This window comes from Kitasatospora sp. NPDC059088, from assembly GCF_042738155.1.
In the GTDB taxonomy this organism is placed as follows: Bacteria; Actinomycetota; Actinomycetes; order Streptomycetales; family Streptomycetaceae; genus Kitasatospora.
Map to the genome: position 1 here is coordinate 12621 of NZ_JBHYGR010000035.1, position 15606 is coordinate 28226.

The 15606-nt window shown below is 71.5% G+C and carries 14 protein-coding genes; 13 read left to right on the forward strand and 1 reads right to left on the reverse strand.

Going from position 1 to position 15606, the window contains the following annotated elements:
* Nucleotides 1-158: 158 nt before the first annotated feature.
* Complete coding sequence (locus tag ACFWXO_RS17865) at nucleotides 159-662, reverse strand: transcriptional regulator (RefSeq protein ID WP_030056198.1); 504 nt, start codon at nucleotides 660-662, stop codon at nucleotides 159-161.
* A gap of 331 nt (nucleotides 663-993) precedes the next feature.
* Between ACFWXO_RS17865 and pyrR the strand changes: the two genes are divergently transcribed.
* The 13 genes from pyrR to metK all read left to right on the forward strand — a co-directional run bounded on the left by pyrR (nucleotide 994) and on the right by metK (nucleotide 15481).
* Nucleotides 994-1617, forward strand: a complete 624-nt coding sequence (gene pyrR, locus ACFWXO_RS17870) for a bifunctional pyr operon transcriptional regulator/uracil phosphoribosyltransferase PyrR (RefSeq protein ID WP_380401474.1) — start codon at nucleotides 994-996, stop codon at nucleotides 1615-1617.
* A gap of 4 nt (nucleotides 1618-1621) precedes the next feature.
* Nucleotides 1622-2608, forward strand: a complete 987-nt coding sequence (locus tag ACFWXO_RS17875) for an aspartate carbamoyltransferase catalytic subunit (RefSeq protein WP_375889941.1) — start codon at nucleotides 1622-1624, stop codon at nucleotides 2606-2608.
* A complete protein-coding gene (locus ACFWXO_RS17880) occupies nucleotides 2605-3909 on the forward strand; it encodes a dihydroorotase (protein WP_380524823.1) in 1305 nt (434 codons plus the stop codon). Before ACFWXO_RS17875 ends, ACFWXO_RS17880 begins: the two co-directional genes overlap by 4 nt.
* A complete protein-coding gene (locus ACFWXO_RS17885; RefSeq protein WP_375889937.1) occupies nucleotides 3906-4478 on the forward strand; it encodes a hypothetical protein in 573 nt (190 codons plus the stop codon). The genes ACFWXO_RS17880 and ACFWXO_RS17885 overlap by 4 nt, the downstream gene beginning before the upstream one ends.
* Nucleotides 4475-5632 (forward strand): glutamine-hydrolyzing carbamoyl-phosphate synthase small subunit, encoded by a 1158-nt coding sequence (carA, locus tag ACFWXO_RS17890; RefSeq protein ID WP_380524824.1) that lies wholly within the window; start codon nucleotides 4475-4477, stop codon nucleotides 5630-5632. Before ACFWXO_RS17885 ends, carA begins: the two co-directional genes overlap by 4 nt.
* Nucleotides 5625-8933, forward strand: a complete 3309-nt coding sequence (carB, locus tag ACFWXO_RS17895; RefSeq protein ID WP_375889933.1) for a carbamoyl-phosphate synthase large subunit — start codon at nucleotides 5625-5627, stop codon at nucleotides 8931-8933. The genes carA and carB overlap by 8 nt, the downstream gene beginning before the upstream one ends.
* Nucleotides 8934-9070: 137 nt before the next feature.
* On the forward strand, nucleotides 9071-10174 hold the full coding sequence (locus ACFWXO_RS17900; RefSeq protein ID WP_380524825.1) for a quinone-dependent dihydroorotate dehydrogenase: 1104 nt from the start codon (nucleotides 9071-9073) through the stop codon (nucleotides 10172-10174).
* Between the two features lie 50 nt (nucleotides 10175-10224).
* Nucleotides 10225-11058 carry an orotidine-5'-phosphate decarboxylase gene (gene pyrF / locus ACFWXO_RS17905; protein WP_375889930.1) on the forward strand — a complete coding sequence of 278 codons (834 nt, stop codon included), beginning with the start codon at nucleotides 10225-10227 and terminating at the stop codon, nucleotides 11056-11058.
* A 396-nt stretch (nucleotides 11059-11454) separates the two neighbouring features.
* Nucleotides 11455-11781: an integration host factor, actinobacterial type gene (gene mihF / locus ACFWXO_RS17910; RefSeq protein ID WP_030290269.1), complete on the forward strand. Its 327-nt coding sequence runs from the start codon at nucleotides 11455-11457 to the stop codon at nucleotides 11779-11781.
* A 49-nt stretch (nucleotides 11782-11830) separates the two neighbouring features.
* Nucleotides 11831-12388 carry a guanylate kinase gene (gene gmk / locus ACFWXO_RS17915; protein ID WP_375889928.1) on the forward strand — a complete coding sequence of 186 codons (558 nt, stop codon included), beginning with the start codon at nucleotides 11831-11833 and terminating at the stop codon, nucleotides 12386-12388.
* Between the two features lie 37 nt (nucleotides 12389-12425).
* Nucleotides 12426-12695 carry a DNA-directed RNA polymerase subunit omega gene (gene rpoZ, locus ACFWXO_RS17920; protein WP_188297240.1) on the forward strand — a complete coding sequence of 90 codons (270 nt, stop codon included), beginning with the start codon at nucleotides 12426-12428 and terminating at the stop codon, nucleotides 12693-12695.
* 175 nt (nucleotides 12696-12870) lie between these two features.
* Nucleotides 12871-14100 carry a bifunctional phosphopantothenoylcysteine decarboxylase/phosphopantothenate--cysteine ligase CoaBC gene (gene coaBC / locus ACFWXO_RS17925; protein ID WP_380524826.1) on the forward strand — a complete coding sequence of 410 codons (1230 nt, stop codon included), beginning with the start codon at nucleotides 12871-12873 and terminating at the stop codon, nucleotides 14098-14100.
* Nucleotides 14101-14272: 172 nt separating this feature from the next.
* A complete protein-coding gene (metK, locus tag ACFWXO_RS17930) occupies nucleotides 14273-15481 on the forward strand; it encodes a methionine adenosyltransferase (protein ID WP_375889924.1) in 1209 nt (402 codons plus the stop codon).
* The last annotated feature ends 125 nt before the right edge of the window (nucleotides 15482-15606 follow it).

Sequence of the window (15606 nt, forward strand, 5' to 3'; positions counted from 1 at the left end):
GCGCGACCCCCGCCTCAGCGCCGGGCCGGGACGTCGGCCGGCGGCCCCCCCGGCCCCCCCCGCGCGCGCCCCCCCGCACCCGGGGGGCCGCGCCGTGACGTTTCTGCAAGCCGTTGCAGGCCGAGGCCCGCTTTTCCGGCGGAGCCGGAGCGCGAGCGTCAGCTCGCGTCCTCCTCGCGCACCGCGCGGCGCGCGTCGGGGTTGAGCACGCCCCAGGAGATCAGCTGCTCGGTGAGGATCGACGGCGACTGGTCGTAGATCACGGCCAGCGTGCGCAGGTCGTCCTGGCGGATCGAGAGGACCTTGCCGTTGTAGTCGCCGCGCTGGCTCTGGATGGTCGCCGCGTAGCGCTGTAGCGGACCGGCCTTCTCGGACGGCACCTGGGTCAGTCTCTCCAGGTCGAGGACCAGGCGCGGCGGCGGCTCGGCCGCGCCGCCGGGGGTGCCTCCGGGCAGCAGTTCCTGCACCGGCACGCCGTAGAACTCGGCGAGCTCGGCCAGCCGCTGCACGGTGACCGCACGGTCGCCGCGCTCGTACGAGCCGACGACGACTGCCTTCCAGCGCCCCTGGGACTTCTCCTCGACACCGTGCAGGGAGAGCCCCTGCTGAGTGCGGATCGCTCGGAGCTTGCCTCCGAGCTGCTTCGCGTAGTCGCTGGACATTGATCTCCCCGGACGAGATTGCTTCGCGTTCAGTGGTGGGTCACGGGCGTTGCCGGCGTCGTTACCGGTGGGTTCGACGCCTGTCTCGTAACTCACTGTGAGGTTACGTAGAGTAAGGTAGTTGCGTCAAGCCGAATGGGGCAGTCGTGCGAATGGCCCGCATCATCGGCGCATCCGGTGCGTGAACCCGGAGAAGCGGAATGATGGAGGTCCGTTTGCCGTGCGGCGCGCTGATAGGATGACCCGAAGCCCACGCCCGGTCGGCGGGGGCCCAATCCCAGACATCCTTTAAGGCCCGTCCAGTGAGGCGGGGAAGGAGGTCCGCTTCGGCATGACCACACATCAGGAACCCACGCCGCGACCGCCGCACCAGGTGCTGGACGGCACGGACATCGCCCGGGTCGTCACCCGGATAGCGCACGAGATCGTCGAGCGCGCCAAGGGCGCGGAGGACGTCGTGCTGCTCGGCATCCACACCAGGGGCGTCCACCTCGCCCGCCGCCTGCACGGCCGGCTGGCCCAGATCACCGGGCGCGAGATCCCGCTGGGCACCCTGGACATCACCATGTACCGGGACGACCTGCGGTTGAAGCCCGCCCGCGCCCTGGAGCACACCGAGATCCCGCCCGGCGGCATCGACGGCAAGCTGGTCATCCTCGTCGACGACGTGCTGTTCTCCGGCCGCACCATCCGCGCCGCGCTGGACGCGCTGAACGACATCGGCCGCCCGCGCGCCGTGCAGCTCGCCGTCCTGGTCGACCGCGGCCACCGCGAGCTGCCGATCCGGGCGGACTACGTGGGCAAGAACCTCCCCACCTCGCTGCGCGAGGCCGTGCAGGTCCGCCTGGCCGACACCGACGGCGTGGACGCCGTACTGGTCGGCGACCGCGACCACGCCGCCCGCAGCTCGCAGGCCATGGCCTCCCAGCCCACCGAACCGCACCTCCCGGAGTAGCCGCGTGAAGCGCCACCTCGTCTCCGCCGCCGATCTCAGCCGCGACGACGCGCTGCTGATCCTGGACACCGCCGAGGAGCTCGCCCAGCTCTCCGGCCGGGCCGTCAAGAAGCTGCCCACGCTGCGCGGCCGCACCGTCGTCAACCTCTTCTTCGAGGACTCCACCCGCACCAAGACCTCCTTCGAGGCCGCCGAGAAGCGACTGTCCGCGGACGTCATCAACTTCTCCGCCAAGGGCTCCTCGGTCTCCAAGGGCGAGAGCCTCAAGGACACCGCGCTCACCCTCCAGGCGATGGGGGCCGACGCGGTCGTCATCCGCCACCACGCCTCGGGCGCGCCGGCTCGGCTGGCCCAGTCCGACTGGCTGCACGGCAGCGTGATCAACGCCGGCGACGGCACCCACGAGCACCCCACCCAGGCCCTGCTCGACGCCTTCACCATGCGCCGCCACCTCAACGCCGGCCTGGGCAACGACCTGGCCGGGCGCCGGGTCACCATCGTCGGCGACATCCTGCACAGCCGGGTCGCCCGCTCCAACGTGCACCTGCTGACCACCCTCGGCGCCCAGGTGACCTTCGTCGCCCCGCCGACCCTGCTGCCGATCGGCATCGAGAACTGGCCCTGCGAGGTCAGCTACGACCTCGACAGCGTGCTGCCCAAGACCGACGCGCTGATGATGCTGCGGGTGCAGCGCGAGCGGATGAACGCCGCGTTCTTCCCGACCGAGCGCGAGTACAGCCGCCGCTACGGCATGAACGGCCTCCGGATGGCCCAGCTGCCCGGGCACGCCATCGTGATGCACCCCGGCCCGATGGTCCGCGGCATGGAGATCACCGCCGAGGTCGCCGACTCGCCGCGCTGCACCGTGGTCGAGCAGGTCGCCAACGGCGTCTCCGTCCGGATGGCCGTCCTGTACCTGCTGCTCGGCGGGGCCACCCTCGCAGACACCGCCGCCGCCCCCCGCACCGACTCCGTGGAGACCGCCCAGTGACCAGCTACCTGATCCGCAACGCCAAGATCCTGGGCGGCGCCCCGCAGGACCTCCACCTCGCCGACGGCGTCATCCAGGAGATCGGCACCGGCCTGGCGGTCGAGGCGGACATCGAGATCGACGCCACCGGCATGATCGTCCTGCCCGGCCTGGTCGACCTGCACACCCACCTGCGCGAGCCCGGCCGCGAGGACGCCGAGACCGTGCTCACCGGCACCCGGGCCGCCGCGATGGGCGGCTTCACCGCCGTGCACGCGATGGCCAACACCACCCCGGTGGCCGACACCGCGGGCGTGGTCGAGCAGGTCTGGCGGCTCGGCCAGGAGGCCGGCTACTGCGACGTGCAGCCGGTCGGCGCCGTCACCGTCGGCCTGGGCGGCAAGAAGCTCGCCGAGCTCGGCGCGATGCACGAGTCCGCGGCCGGCGTCCGGGTCTTCTCCGACGACGGCAAGTGCGTGGACGACGCGGTGCTGATGCGCCGCGCCCTGGAGTACGTCAAGGCCTTCGACGGCGTCGTCGCCCAGCACGCCCAGGAGCCACGGCTGACCGAGGGCGCCCAGATGAACGAGGGCCAGGTCTCCGGCGAGCTCGGGCTCGGCGGCTGGCCGGCCGTCGCCGAGGAGTCGATCATCGCCCGCGACGTGCTGCTCGCCGCGCACGTCGGCTCCCGGCTGCACGTCTGCCACCTCTCCACGGCCGGCTCGGTCGAGATCGTCCGCTGGGCCAAGTCCAAGGGCTGGGACGTCACCGCCGAGGTGACCCCGCACCACCTGCTGCTCACCGACGAGCTGGTCCGCTCCTACGACCCGGTGTACAAGGTGAACCCGCCGCTGCGCACCGCCGAGGACGTCCAGGCGCTGCGCAAGGCGCTGGCCGACGGCACCATCGACGCCGTCGCCACCGACCACGCGCCGCACCCGGCCGAGGACAAGGACTGCGAGTGGGCCGTGGCCGCGATGGGCATGGTCGGCCTGGAGACCGCGCTGTCGGTCGTCCAGCAGACCATGGTCGACACCGGCCTGCTGAACTGGGAGGGCGTCGCCGACCGGATGTCGCACCGCCCGGCCCGGATCGGCCGTCTCACCGGGCACGGCCGGCCGATCTCGGTGGGTGAGCCCGCCAACCTGGTGCTCTTCGATCCCGCGTACCGTGGGGCCGTGAACCCCGAGAGCTTCGCCACCCGCAGCCGCAACACCCCCTACAAGGGCATGGACCTGCCCGGACGGGTGCACGCCACCTTCCTGCGCGGCCGCGCCACCGTGCTGGCCGGCGAGCCGGCCGAGCAGGGCGGCCTGGCGTGACCGGCTACGCGTCGCTGGCCAGGGAGCAGGCGAGGGTCACCGACTGGCCGGACTACATCGGCTGGGCGGTCGGACTGATGCTCGTCATCGGCCTGATCTACTGGCTGATGCGCCAGGGCTGGAACTGGCGCCGGACCCTGCAGTCCGGGATCCCGCCGCTGCCCGCCGTGCCGGCCCGTGCCGGACGCACCATCCTGGAGACCAGCGGGCGGTACCACGGCAGCACCACCGCCGGGAACTGGCTCGACCGGGTCGTCGCGCACGGCCTGGGCACCCGCAGCCGGGCCGACCTCACCCTCGGCACGGACGGGCTGCTGGTGCAGCGCCCCGGCGACGTCGACTTCTGGATCCCGGCCGAGCACCTCACCGGTGCCCGGACGGACTCCGGGATCGCCGGGAAGGTCGTCCCCTCCGGACTGCTGGTCGTCACCTGGGCCCACGAGGGCACCGAGCTGGACTCCGGCTTCCGGGCCGACCACCCCGACGAGCACGCCGCCTGGGTCGAGGCGATCAACGAGCTCGCAACACGTACCACGAAGACGAAGAAGACGGAAGAGGCCGCGCAATGACCGCACCTGCCCCCACCACGCAGCGCCAACGGCGGGAGCGCATCCCGGCCGTGCTCGTCCTGGAGGACGGCCGGACCTTCCGCGGCCAGGCCTACGGCGCGACCGGCGAGACCTTCGGCGAGGCGGTCTTCAACACCGGCATGTCCGGCTACCAGGAGACCCTCACCGACCCGTCGTACCACCGCCAGGTGGTCGTGATGACCGCGCCGCAGATCGGCAACACCGGCTGGAACGACGAGGACGACGAGTCCAAGCAGATCTGGGTCGCCGGCTACGTCGTGCGCGACCCCGCCCGGGTGGCCTCCAACTGGCGCTCCCGCCGCTCGCTGGACGAGGAGCTGACCCGCCAGGGCGTCGTCGGCATCAGCGGCATCGACACCCGCGCGCTGACCCGCCACCTGCGCGAGCGCGGCGCGATGCGCTGCGGGATCTTCTCCGGCGAGGCGCTGGCCGACCCGGCCGCCCTGCTCGCCCGGGTTCAGCAGTCGCCCGAGATGAAGGGCGCCGACCTGTGCGCCGAGGTCGCCACCACCGAGCCGTACATCGTGCCCGCCGTCGGTGAGAAGAAGTTCACCGTCGCCGCGCTGGACCTCGGCATCAAGGCGATGACCCCGCAGCGGATGGCCGAGCGCGGCATCGAGGTGCACGTGCTGCCCGCCGACTCCAGCCTGGAGGACGTCTACGCCGTCAACCCGGACGGCGTCTTCTTCTCCAACGGCCCGGGCGACCCGGCCACCGCCGACCACCAGGTCGCCGTCGCGCAGGGCGTGCTGGAGCGGGCGACCCCGTTCTTCGGGATCTGCTTCGGCAACCAGATCCTCGGCCGCGCCCTCGGCTTCGGCACCTACAAGCTCAAGTACGGCCACCGCGGCATCAACCAGCCGGTGCAGGACCGCACCACCGGCAAGGTCGAGGTGACCGCCCACAACCACGGCTTCGCCGTGAACGCGCCGCTGGACAAGGTGAGCGACACCCCCTACGGGCGGGTCGAGGTCTCCCACGTCTGCCTCAACGACGACGTGGTCGAGGGCCTCCAGGCACTCGACGTCCCCGCCTTCAGCGTGCAGTACCACCCCGAAGCGGCCGCCGGCCCGCACGACGCCGCCTACCTGTTCGACCGCTTCGTGAAGCTCATGGAGGGCCAGCGTGCCTAAGCGCAGTGACATCAAGTCCGTCCTGGTGATCGGCTCCGGCCCGATCGTCATCGGCCAGGCCGCCGAGTTCGACTACTCGGGCACCCAGGCCTGCCGCGTCCTCAAGGCCGAGGGCCTGCGGGTCGTGCTGGTCAACTCCAACCCGGCCACGATCATGACCGACCCGGAGATCGCCGACGCCACCTACGTCGAGCCGATCACCCCGGACTTCGTCGAGAAGATCATCGCCAAGGAGCGCCCCGACGCCCTGCTGCCGACCCTGGGCGGCCAGACCGCGCTCAACACCGCGATCTCGCTGCACAGCGCCGGCACGCTGGAGAAGTACGGCGTCGAGCTGATCGGCGCCGACGTCGTGGCGATCAACAAGGGCGAGGACCGCGAGCTGTTCAAGGGCGTCGTCGAGGCCGTCAAGGCCAAGATCGGCCACGGCGAGTCCGCCCGCTCGGTCATCTGCCACACCATGGACGAGGTGCTGGCCGGCGTCGACACGCTCGGCGGCTACCCGGTCGTGGTGCGCCCCTCCTTCACCATGGGCGGCGCCGGCTCCGGCTTCGCCCACCACGAGGAGGACCTGCGCCGGATCGCCGGCCAGGGCCTGGCCCTCTCGCCGACCACCGAGGTGCTCCTGGAGGAGTCCATCCTCGGCTGGAAGGAGTACGAGCTGGAGCTGATGCGCGACAAGAACGACAACGTCGTGGTCGTCTGCTCCATCGAGAACTTCGACCCGATGGGCGTGCACACCGGTGACTCGATCACCGTCGCCCCGGCGATGACCCTCACCGACCGCGAGTACCAGATCCTGCGCGACATCGGCATCGCCGTGATCCGCGAGGTCGGCGTCGACACCGGCGGCTGCAACATCCAGTTCGCCGTCAACCCCGACGACGGCCGGGTCATCGTCATCGAGATGAACCCGCGCGTCTCCCGCTCCTCGGCGCTCGCCTCCAAGGCCACCGGCTTCCCGATCGCCAAGATCGCCGCCAAGCTGGCCGTCGGCTACACCCTGGACGAGATCCCCAACGACATCACCGAGCAGACCCCGGCCTCCTTCGAGCCGACCCTCGACTACGTCGTGGTGAAGGTCCCGCGGTTCGCGTTCGAGAAGTTCCCGAGCGCCGACGCCACGCTGACCACCACCATGAAGTCGGTCGGCGAGGCCATGGCCATGGGCCGCAACTTCCCCGAGGCGCTGCAGAAGGCGCTGCGCTCGCTGGAGAAGAAGGGCTCCCAGTTCACCTGGACGAGCCCGCTCGGCGAGAAGACCGAGCTGCTGGTCAAGGCCACCGTGCCGACCGACGGCCGGATCAACACCGTGATGGACGCCATCCGGGCCGGCGCCACCCCGGAGGAGGTCTTCGAGTACACGAAGATCGACCCGTGGTTCGTCGACCAGCTCTTCCTGCTGGACGAGATCGCCGGCGAGCTGGCCGAGGCCGAGGAGCTCACCCCCGAGCTGCTGCGCCACGCCAAGCGGCACGGCTTCTCCGACCAGCAGATCGGCGAGATCCGCGGCCTGCGCCCGGACGTCGTCCGCGAGGTGCGCCACGCGCTCGGCATCCGCCCGGTGTTCAAGACCGTCGACACCTGCGCCGCCGAGTTCGCCGCCAAGACCCCGTACTTCTACTCGTCCTACGACGAGGAGAGCGAGGTCGCCCCGCGCACCAAGCCGGCCGTGATCATCCTCGGCTCGGGCCCCAACCGCATCGGCCAGGGCATCGAGTTCGACTACTCCTGCGTGCACGCCTCCTTCGCGCTGGCCGAGGCCGGGTTCGAGACCGTCATGGTCAACTGCAACCCGGAGACCGTCTCCACCGACTACGACACCTCCGACCGGCTCTACTTCGAGCCGCTCACCCTGGAGGACGTGCTGGAGATCGTCCACGCCGAGCAGCAGGCCGGTCCGCTGGCCGGTGTGATCGTCCAGCTCGGCGGCCAGACCCCGCTCGGCCTGGCCCAGGCGCTCAAGGACAACGGCGTGCCGATCGTCGGCACCCAGCCCGAGGCGATCGACCTCGCCGAGGAGCGCGGCGCCTTCGGCCGCGTGCTGCGCGACGCCGGACTGCCCGCCCCCAAGCACGGCACCGCCTTCTCCTTCGCGGAGGCCAAGGCGATCGCCGACGAGATCGGCTACCCCGTCCTGGCCCGCCCGTCCTACGTGCTCGGCGGCCGCGGCATGGAGATCGTCTACGACGAGGCCTCGCTCGCGTCCTACCTGGAGCGGCACGCCGGTCTGATCTCCGAGCACCCGGTGCTGATCGACCGCTTCCTGGACGACGCGGTGGAGATCGACGTCGACGCGCTCTACGACGGCACCGAGCTCTACCTCGGCGGCGTCATGGAGCACATCGAGGAGGCCGGCATCCACTCCGGCGACTCCGCCTGCGCGCTGCCCCCGATCACCCTCGGCGGCTACGACATCAAGCGCCTGCGCACCTCCACCGAGGCCATCGCGCGCGGTGTCGGCGTCCGCGGCCTGATCAACATCCAGTTCGCGCTGGCCGGGGACATCCTCTACGTGCTGGAGGCCAACCCGCGCGCCTCCCGTACCGTCCCCTTCACCTCCAAGGCGACCGCGGTGCCGCTGGCCAAGGCCGCCGCCCGGGTCTCGCTCGGCGCCACCATCGCCGAGCTGCGCGCCGAGGGCCTGCTCCCGGCCGAGGGCGACGGCGGCACCCTGCCGGCCGACGCGCCGATCGCGGTCAAGGAGGCCGTGATGCCGTGGAGCCGCTTCCGCGACATCCACGGCCGCGGCGTGGACACCGTGCTCGGCCCGGAGATGCGCTCGACCGGTGAGGTCATGGGCATCGACAAGGTCTTCGGCACCGCCTACGCCAAGGCCCAGGCCGGCGCCTACGGCGCGCTGCCGACCAAGGGCAAGGTCTTCGTCTCGGTCGCCAACCGGGACAAGCGCAACCTGGTCTTCCCGGCCCGGGCGCTGGTCGGCCTCGGCTTCGAGGTGCTCGCCACCGCCGGCACCGCCGAGGTGCTCCAGCGCGGCGGCATCCCGTCCACGCTGGTGCGCAAGCACAGCGAGGGCGAGGGCCCGAACGGTGAGAAGACCATCGTCCAGCTGATCCACGACGGCGAGGTCGACCTGATCATCAACACGCCGTACGGCACCGGCGGGCGCCTGGACGGCTACGAGATCCGCACCGCGGCGGTCTCCCGCGGGGTGCCCTGCCTGACCACCGTCCAGGCGATGGGCGCGGCCGTCCAGGGCATGGACGCACTGCTGCGCGACGAGGTCGGAGTGATGTCGCTCCAGGAGCACGCCGAGCTGATCAACGCCGGCCGCAAGTAGCACCACCGCAGTGGGGGGCACCGGAGCCGGATTGGTGCCCCCCACTCGTATGCCCGCCCGTCGCCCGCCACCCCCCTTCCTTCGACGGGCTGCGCCCGCGCCCTGAACCCGCTGCTGCCTTCGGAGTTGATCCCGCTTTGTACAAGTTCCTGTTCGACCTCGTCTTCAAGAGGATGGACCCGGAGAGGGCCCACCACCTGGCCTTCTTCTGGATCCGCCTCGCCTCCTCGGTGCCCGGCCTGCGCACCCTGGTGCGGCTGGTGCTCGCCCCGCGCGACCGGGCGCTGCGCACCCGGGCCCTCGGCCTCGACCTGCCCGGCCCGTTCGGGCTCGCGGCCGGCTTCGACAAGAACGGCGTCGGCATCGACGGCCTGGCCATGCTCGGCTTCGACTACGTCGAGATCGGCACCATCACCGGGGAGCCCCAGCCCGGCAACCCGGCGCCCCGGCTGTTCCGCCTGGTCGAGGACCGCGCGCTGATCAACCGGATGGGCTTCAACAACCAGGGCTCGGCCCGGGTCGCGGCCCGGCTGGCGGCCCGCCCGCACACCAGCTCCACCCCGGTGATCGGCGTCAACATCGGCAAGACCAAGGTGGTCGAGGAGGCCGACGCCGTCGCCGACTACGTCAAGTCGACCGAGCGGCTGGCCAAGTACGCCGACTACCTGGTGGTCAACGTCAGCTCCCCGAACACCCCCGGGCTGCGCAACCTCCAGGCCGTCGACCACCTGCGCCCGCTGCTCGCCGCCGTGCGCGAGGCCGCCGACCGCGCCACCGCGCACCACGTGCCGCTGCTGGTCAAGATCGCCCCGGACCTGGCCGACGAGGACGTCGACGCCGTCGCCGACCTCGCCCTGGAGCTGGGCCTGGACGGCATCATCGCCACCAACACCACGATCGGCCGCGGCGGCCTGCTCGCCGACCCGCAGCGGGTCGAGGAGATCGGCATGGGCGGCCTGTCCGGCGCCCCGCTCAAGGCCCGCGCCCTGGAGGTCCTCCAGCGGCTGCGCGCCCGCACCGGCGGCCGGCTGACCCTGGTCTCGGTCGGCGGCGTGGAGACCGCCGAGGACGCCTGGCAGCGGATCATCCACGGCGCCGACCTGGTGCAGGGCTACAGCGCCTTCATCTACGAGGGTCCGTTCTGGTGCCGCCGGATCCACAAGGGCCTCTCCGCCCGGATCCGGGCCGCGGGCTTCCGCGACCTCGCCGCGGCCGTCGGCAGCGCCGTCCGCGGCGCCTGAACCCCCTGACCGGTCTCGCAGCAGGCCGTACCACCCCTGGAAAGGACGACATGACCCTCGCCCCGTTCGGCGCCCGGCTGCGCCAGGCCCTCGACACCCGCGGCCAGCTCTGCGTCGGCATCGACCCGCACGCCTCCCTGCTCTCCGCCTGGGGGCTCGGCGACGACCTCGCGGGGCTGGAGACGTTCAGCCGCACCGTGGTGGAGGCCCTGGCCGACCGGGTCGCGGTGCTCAAGCCGCAGGCCGCCTTCTTCGAGCGCTTCGGCAGCAAGGGCGTCGCGGTGCTGGAGAAGGCCGTCGAGGAGGCCCGGGCGGCCGGCGCGCTGGTGCTGATGGACGCCAAGCGCGGCGACATCGGCTCCACCATGGCCGCCTACGCGGAGGCCTTCCTGTCGCCGAGCAGCCCGCTGTTCTCGGACGCCGTCACGGTCAGCCCGTACCTGGGCTTCGGGTCGCTGCGCCCGGCCCTCGACCTGGCCCGCGAGCAGGGCTGCGGGGTGTTCGCGCTGGCGCTCACCTCCAACCCGGAGGGCGCCGAGGTGCAGCGCGCCGTCGGGGCGGACGGCGAGCCGGTCGCGGCCTCCGTGCTGCGCCAGCTGGCGGCGGAGAACGCGGACGCCGCGCCGCTGGGCTCCTTCGGCGCGGTGGTCGGCGCGACGCTGGCCGACGCGGGCGTGGACCTGGCCATCAACGGCCCGCTGCTGGCCCCCGGGATCGGCGCCCAGGGTGCGACCATGGCGGACCTGCCGCGGGTGTTCGGCGCCTCGGTGATCAACGTGGTGCCGAGCGTCAGCCGGGACGTGCTCAAGCACGGGCCGTCGGTTCCGGCGCTGCGGGCGGCGGCGGAGCGCTTCGTCGGCGAGTTCGCGGACGCCGTCAAGTAGGCACCGGCGGACGCCGTCAAGTGGCCGGAGCGGTCCGGCCGGTGGGGCCGCGGTAGCCGATCGGTGACCGTGCGCAGTGTCCGCAGGACGGCGGGGCGGCACCGGAGTTGACGTGAGCGCCGTCACATCGAGCCCGCCAAAGTCTCGCAATCGCGGTCATTTTGCCCTGGAAAGTCCTGGTCGGCCTTGGCTGACCAGGACTTTTCGTGTTCTTTTCCTGACGCGGCGCCGCAATCCGGGTAGTGTCCGGCGATAGGTCATCGGCGAGCCGCGAACCCGTAGCTCCCGCAGGTCAGGGCCCTGTGGTTCCCCATTGGGCTCCCCTTGCGGACGGTGTCCTAGGTACCGAACCAGTCATAGCTCAATCCCTTCCTTCCACACCCTGAGGTGAACGGCGTGGCTCTTCCGCCCCTTACCCCTGAACAGCGCACCGCCGCGCTCGCCAAGGCCGCCGAGGCTCGCCGGGAGCGCGCCGAGGTCAAGAACCGGCTCAAGCACTCCGGCGCCTCCCTGCACGAGGTGATCAAGGCCGGCAAGAATGACAACGACGTCATCGGCAAGATGAAGGTCTCGGCCCTGCTGGAGTCCCTTCCGGGCGTCGGCAAGGTTCGTGCCAAGCAGATCATGGAGCGCCTCGGCATCAGCGAGAGCCGCCGTGTCCGCGGTCTCGGAACGAACCAGATCGCCTCCCTGGAGCGGGAGTTCGGCGGTGGCGCCGCCTGACCGTGCCCCCGTGGTCCCAGGATCGTCCGCGATCCGGGATAATCGGTGCATGAGTGAGCGTCCGCGGCTGACCGTGCTCTCCGGCCCCTCGGGGGTCGGCAAGAGCACGGTCGTCGCTCATATGAGGAAGATGTACCCCGAGGTCTGGCTCTCGGTGTCGGCCACCACCCGTCACCCGAGGCCCGGCGAGAAGAACGGGGTCCAGTACCACTTCGTCGACAACGACGAGTTCGACAAGCTGATCGCCAACGGCGAGCTGCTGGAATGGGCCGAGTTCGCGGGGAACCGCTACGGCACCCCGCGCGCGGCGGTGCTGGAGAAGCTGGAGCGCGGTGAGCCCGTCCTGCTGGAGATCGACCTCCAGGGCGCCCGCCAGGTGCGCGAGTCGATGCCCGACGCCCAGCTGGTCTTCCTGGCTCCGCCGAGCTGGGACGAGCTGGTCCGTCGGCTGACCGGCCGGGGCACCGAGCCGCAGGACGTGATCGAGCGGCGGCTGGAGGCGGCCACGATCGAGCTCGCGGCCGAGACCGAGTTCGACACAACCCTTGTCAACACCTCCGTCGAGCAGGTAGCGGCCGAACTGCTAGCCTTGCTCGGTGTAGCCTGACCTGTCAGTCTTTTCCACCCTTTCGGAAGGTTTTCGCGTGTCCTCTTCCATGACCGCGCCCGAGGGCATCATCAACCCGCCGATCGACGAGCTGCTTGAGGCCACCGACTCGAAGTACAGCCTCGTGATCTACGCCGCCAAGCGCGCGCGCCAGATCAACGCTTACTACTCCCAGCTCGGCGAGGGCCTGCTGGAGTACGTCGGCCCGCTGGTCGACACCCACGTGCACGAGAAGCCGCTGTCGATCGCGCTGCGCGAGATCAACGCCGGCATGCTGACCGCCGAGGCGGTCGAGGGCGCCGCCTGAGGCAGCCCCGCAACTTCCCCGGAGGGCCGGGCGGAATTCTTCCGCCGGGCCCTCCGGCGTTTTCCGCTCGCCGTCTCCCGGTCGGGGTGGGGCACGGTGCGAGTGATCGTCGAGGGGTCGTAGGGTGGGCGGGTTCCCGATCTGTCGGGTGCCCGATGCGGAGAAAGGCCGGTAGATGAGCGCGAGTGCGGACGCCCCCCGCGTGGTCCTCGGTGTCAGCGGCGGGATCGCCGCCTACAAGGCGTGCGAGCTGCTGCGCCGGTTCACCGAGTCCGGCCACCAGGTCACCGTGGTGCCCACCGCGGCGGCGCTGCACTTCGTCGGCGAGGCCACCTGGGCCGCGCTCTCCGGCCGCCCGGCCGCCACCGAGACCTGGGAGCGCGTGCACGAGGTGCCGCACGTGCGGATCGGCCAGCAGGCCGACCTGGTGGTGGTCGCCCCCGCCACCGCCGACCTGATCGCCAAGGCCGCCCACGGGCTCGCCGACGACCTGCTCACCAACACCCTGCTCACCGCCCGCTGTCCGGTCGTGGTGGCGCCCGCGATGCACACCGAGATGTGGGAGCACCCCGCCACCCGGGAGAACGTCGCCACCCTGCGCCGCCGCGGCGTGATCGTGCTGGAGCCGGCCGTCGGGCGGCTGACCGGCAAGGACACCGGCAAGGGGCGGCTGCCCGAGCCCGGCGCGATCTTCGAGGCCTGCCGGGCCGTGCTGCGCCGCGGCGGGGCGGTGCCGACCGACCTGGCCGGCCGGCACCTGGTGGTCTCGGCCGGCGGCACCCGGGAGCCGCTGGACCCGGTGCGCTACCTCGGCAACCGCTCCTCCGGCAAGCAGGGCTACGCGCTCGCCGTGACCGCCGCGGCCCGCGGGGCGCGGGTGACCCTCGTCTCTGCCAACGCCGAGCTGCCCGACCCGGCCGGGGTGGACGTGGTGCACGTCTCGACCGCGCTGGAGCTGCGCGAGGCGGCGCTGGCGGCGGCCGCGGCCGCGGACGCCGTGGTGATGGCCGCGGCGGTGGCGGACTTCCGGCCCGCCGAGTACGCCACCGGCAAGATCAAGAAGGTCGAGGGGGTCGAGCCGGCGCCGGTCGCGCTGGTCCGCAATCCCGACGTGCTGGCCGAGCTGTCGGCGCACCGCCCCCGTTCGGGCCAACTGGTGGTGGGTTTCGCGGCGGAGACCGACGACGTGCTCGCCAACGGCCGCGCCAAGCTCGCCCGGAAGGGGTGCGACCTGCTGGTGGTCAACGAGGTGGGCGACGGCAAGGCCTTCGGGCAGGACGTCAACGAGGCCGTGGTACTGGGCGCGGACGGCACCGAGACCCCCGTACCGGTGGGCCCCAAGGAGGTGCTCGCGGACGTGGTCTGGGATCTGGTGGCAAAGCGGCTGGAATCGGGTCGGAACTGATCGATTCCCGCTCGATTCCCGATGGATTCCCGCTGGAGAACGTTCTTGATTTCCGGAAGCGGGTGACGTTCGGCGGAAGCAGCCGGTTAGACTCCAGGAATCAAGTCTTTCCGGATGTCCCCGGTTCGCCGGGGGCCTTCAGTCAGCAGCCGCTGCAACCCCAGGGAGCGCTGTGTCTCGCCGCCTGTTCACCTCGGAGTCCGTGACCGAGGGACACCCCGACAAGATCGCTGACCAGATCAGCGACACCATCCTTGACGCTCTCCTGCGGGAGGACCCGACCTCCCGGGTCGCCGTGGAGACGCTCATCACGACCGGCCAGGTGCACGTGGCCGGCGAGGTGACCACCAAGGCGTACGCCCCGATCGCCCAGCTCGTCCGGGACAAGATCCTGGAGATCGGCTACGACAGCTCCAAGAAGGGCTTCGACGGCGCCTCCTGCGGCGTGTCGGTGTCCATCGGTGCCCAGTCGCCCGACATCGCGCAGGGTGTCGACACCGCGTACGAGGCCCGGGTCGAGGGCGACGAGGACGACCTGGACAAGCAGGGCGCCGGCGACCAGGGCCTGATGTTCGGCTACGCGTCCGACGAGACGCCCGAGCTGATGCCGCTGCCGATCACCCTGGCGCACCGCCTCTCCCGCCGCCTCACCGAGGTGCGCAAGAACGGGACCATCCCGTACCTGCGCCCCGACGGCAAGACCCAGGTCACCATCGAGTACGACGGCGACAAGGCCGTCCGCCTCGACACCGTGGTCGTCTCCACCCAGCACGCCAGTGACATCGACCTGGAGTCGCTGCTCACCCCGGACATCCGCGAGTTCGTCGTGGAGCCGGAGCTCAAGGCGCTGGCCGACCAGGGCATCAAGCTGACCACCGAGGGCTACCGCCTGCTGGTCAACCCGACCGGCCGCTTCGAGATCGGCGGCCCGATGGGCGACGCCGGCCTCACCGGCCGCAAGATCATCATCGACACCTACGGCGGCATGGCCCGCCACGGTGGCGGCGCCTTCTCGGGCAAGGACCCGTCCAAGGTGGACCGCTCGGCCGCGTACGCGATGCGCTGGGTGGCGAAGAACATCGTTGCCGCCGGCCTCGCCCGCCGCGCCGAGGTGCAGGTCGCGTACGCGATCGGCAAGGCCGAGCCGGTCGGCCTGTTCGTGGAGACCTTCGGCACCGAGACCGTCCCGGTCCTCAGCATCCAGAAGGCCGTCTCCGAGGTCTTCGACCTGCGCCCGGCCGCGATCATCCGCGACCTGGACCTGCTGCGCCCGATCTACTCCCAGACCGCCGCGTACGGCCACTTCGGCCGTGAGCTGCCGGACTTCACCTGGGAGCGCACCGACCGCGTGGAGCAGCTCAAGGCTGCCGTCCAGGACTGACGTCCCGGCTCTGCCGAGCGGCGCCCCCCCCCCCCCGGGGGGGGGGGCCCCGCCCCGTGTTGCGGGCGGTCGGTGGGTCCTGGGTGTACTTGGGGGCGAGTATCAGCACAGGGGGGAACGGGGGC

Coding starts and splice junctions, on each gene's coding strand:
- ACFWXO_RS17865 (WP_030056198.1), bottom strand. CDS start 662: ATGTCCAGCGACTACGCGAAGCAGCTCGGAGGCAAGCTCCGAGCGATC.
- pyrR (WP_380401474.1), top strand. CDS start 994: ATGACCACACATCAGGAACCCACGCCGCGACCGCCGCACCAGGTGCTG.
- carA (WP_380524824.1), top strand. CDS start 4,475: ATGACCGCACCTGCCCCCACCACGCAGCGCCAACGGCGGGAGCGCATC.
- pyrF (WP_375889930.1), top strand. CDS start 10,225: ATGACCCTCGCCCCGTTCGGCGCCCGGCTGCGCCAGGCCCTCGACACC.
- gmk (WP_375889928.1), top strand. CDS start 11,831: ATGAGTGAGCGTCCGCGGCTGACCGTGCTCTCCGGCCCCTCGGGGGTC.
- coaBC (WP_380524826.1), top strand. CDS start 12,871: ATGAGCGCGAGTGCGGACGCCCCCCGCGTGGTCCTCGGTGTCAGCGGC.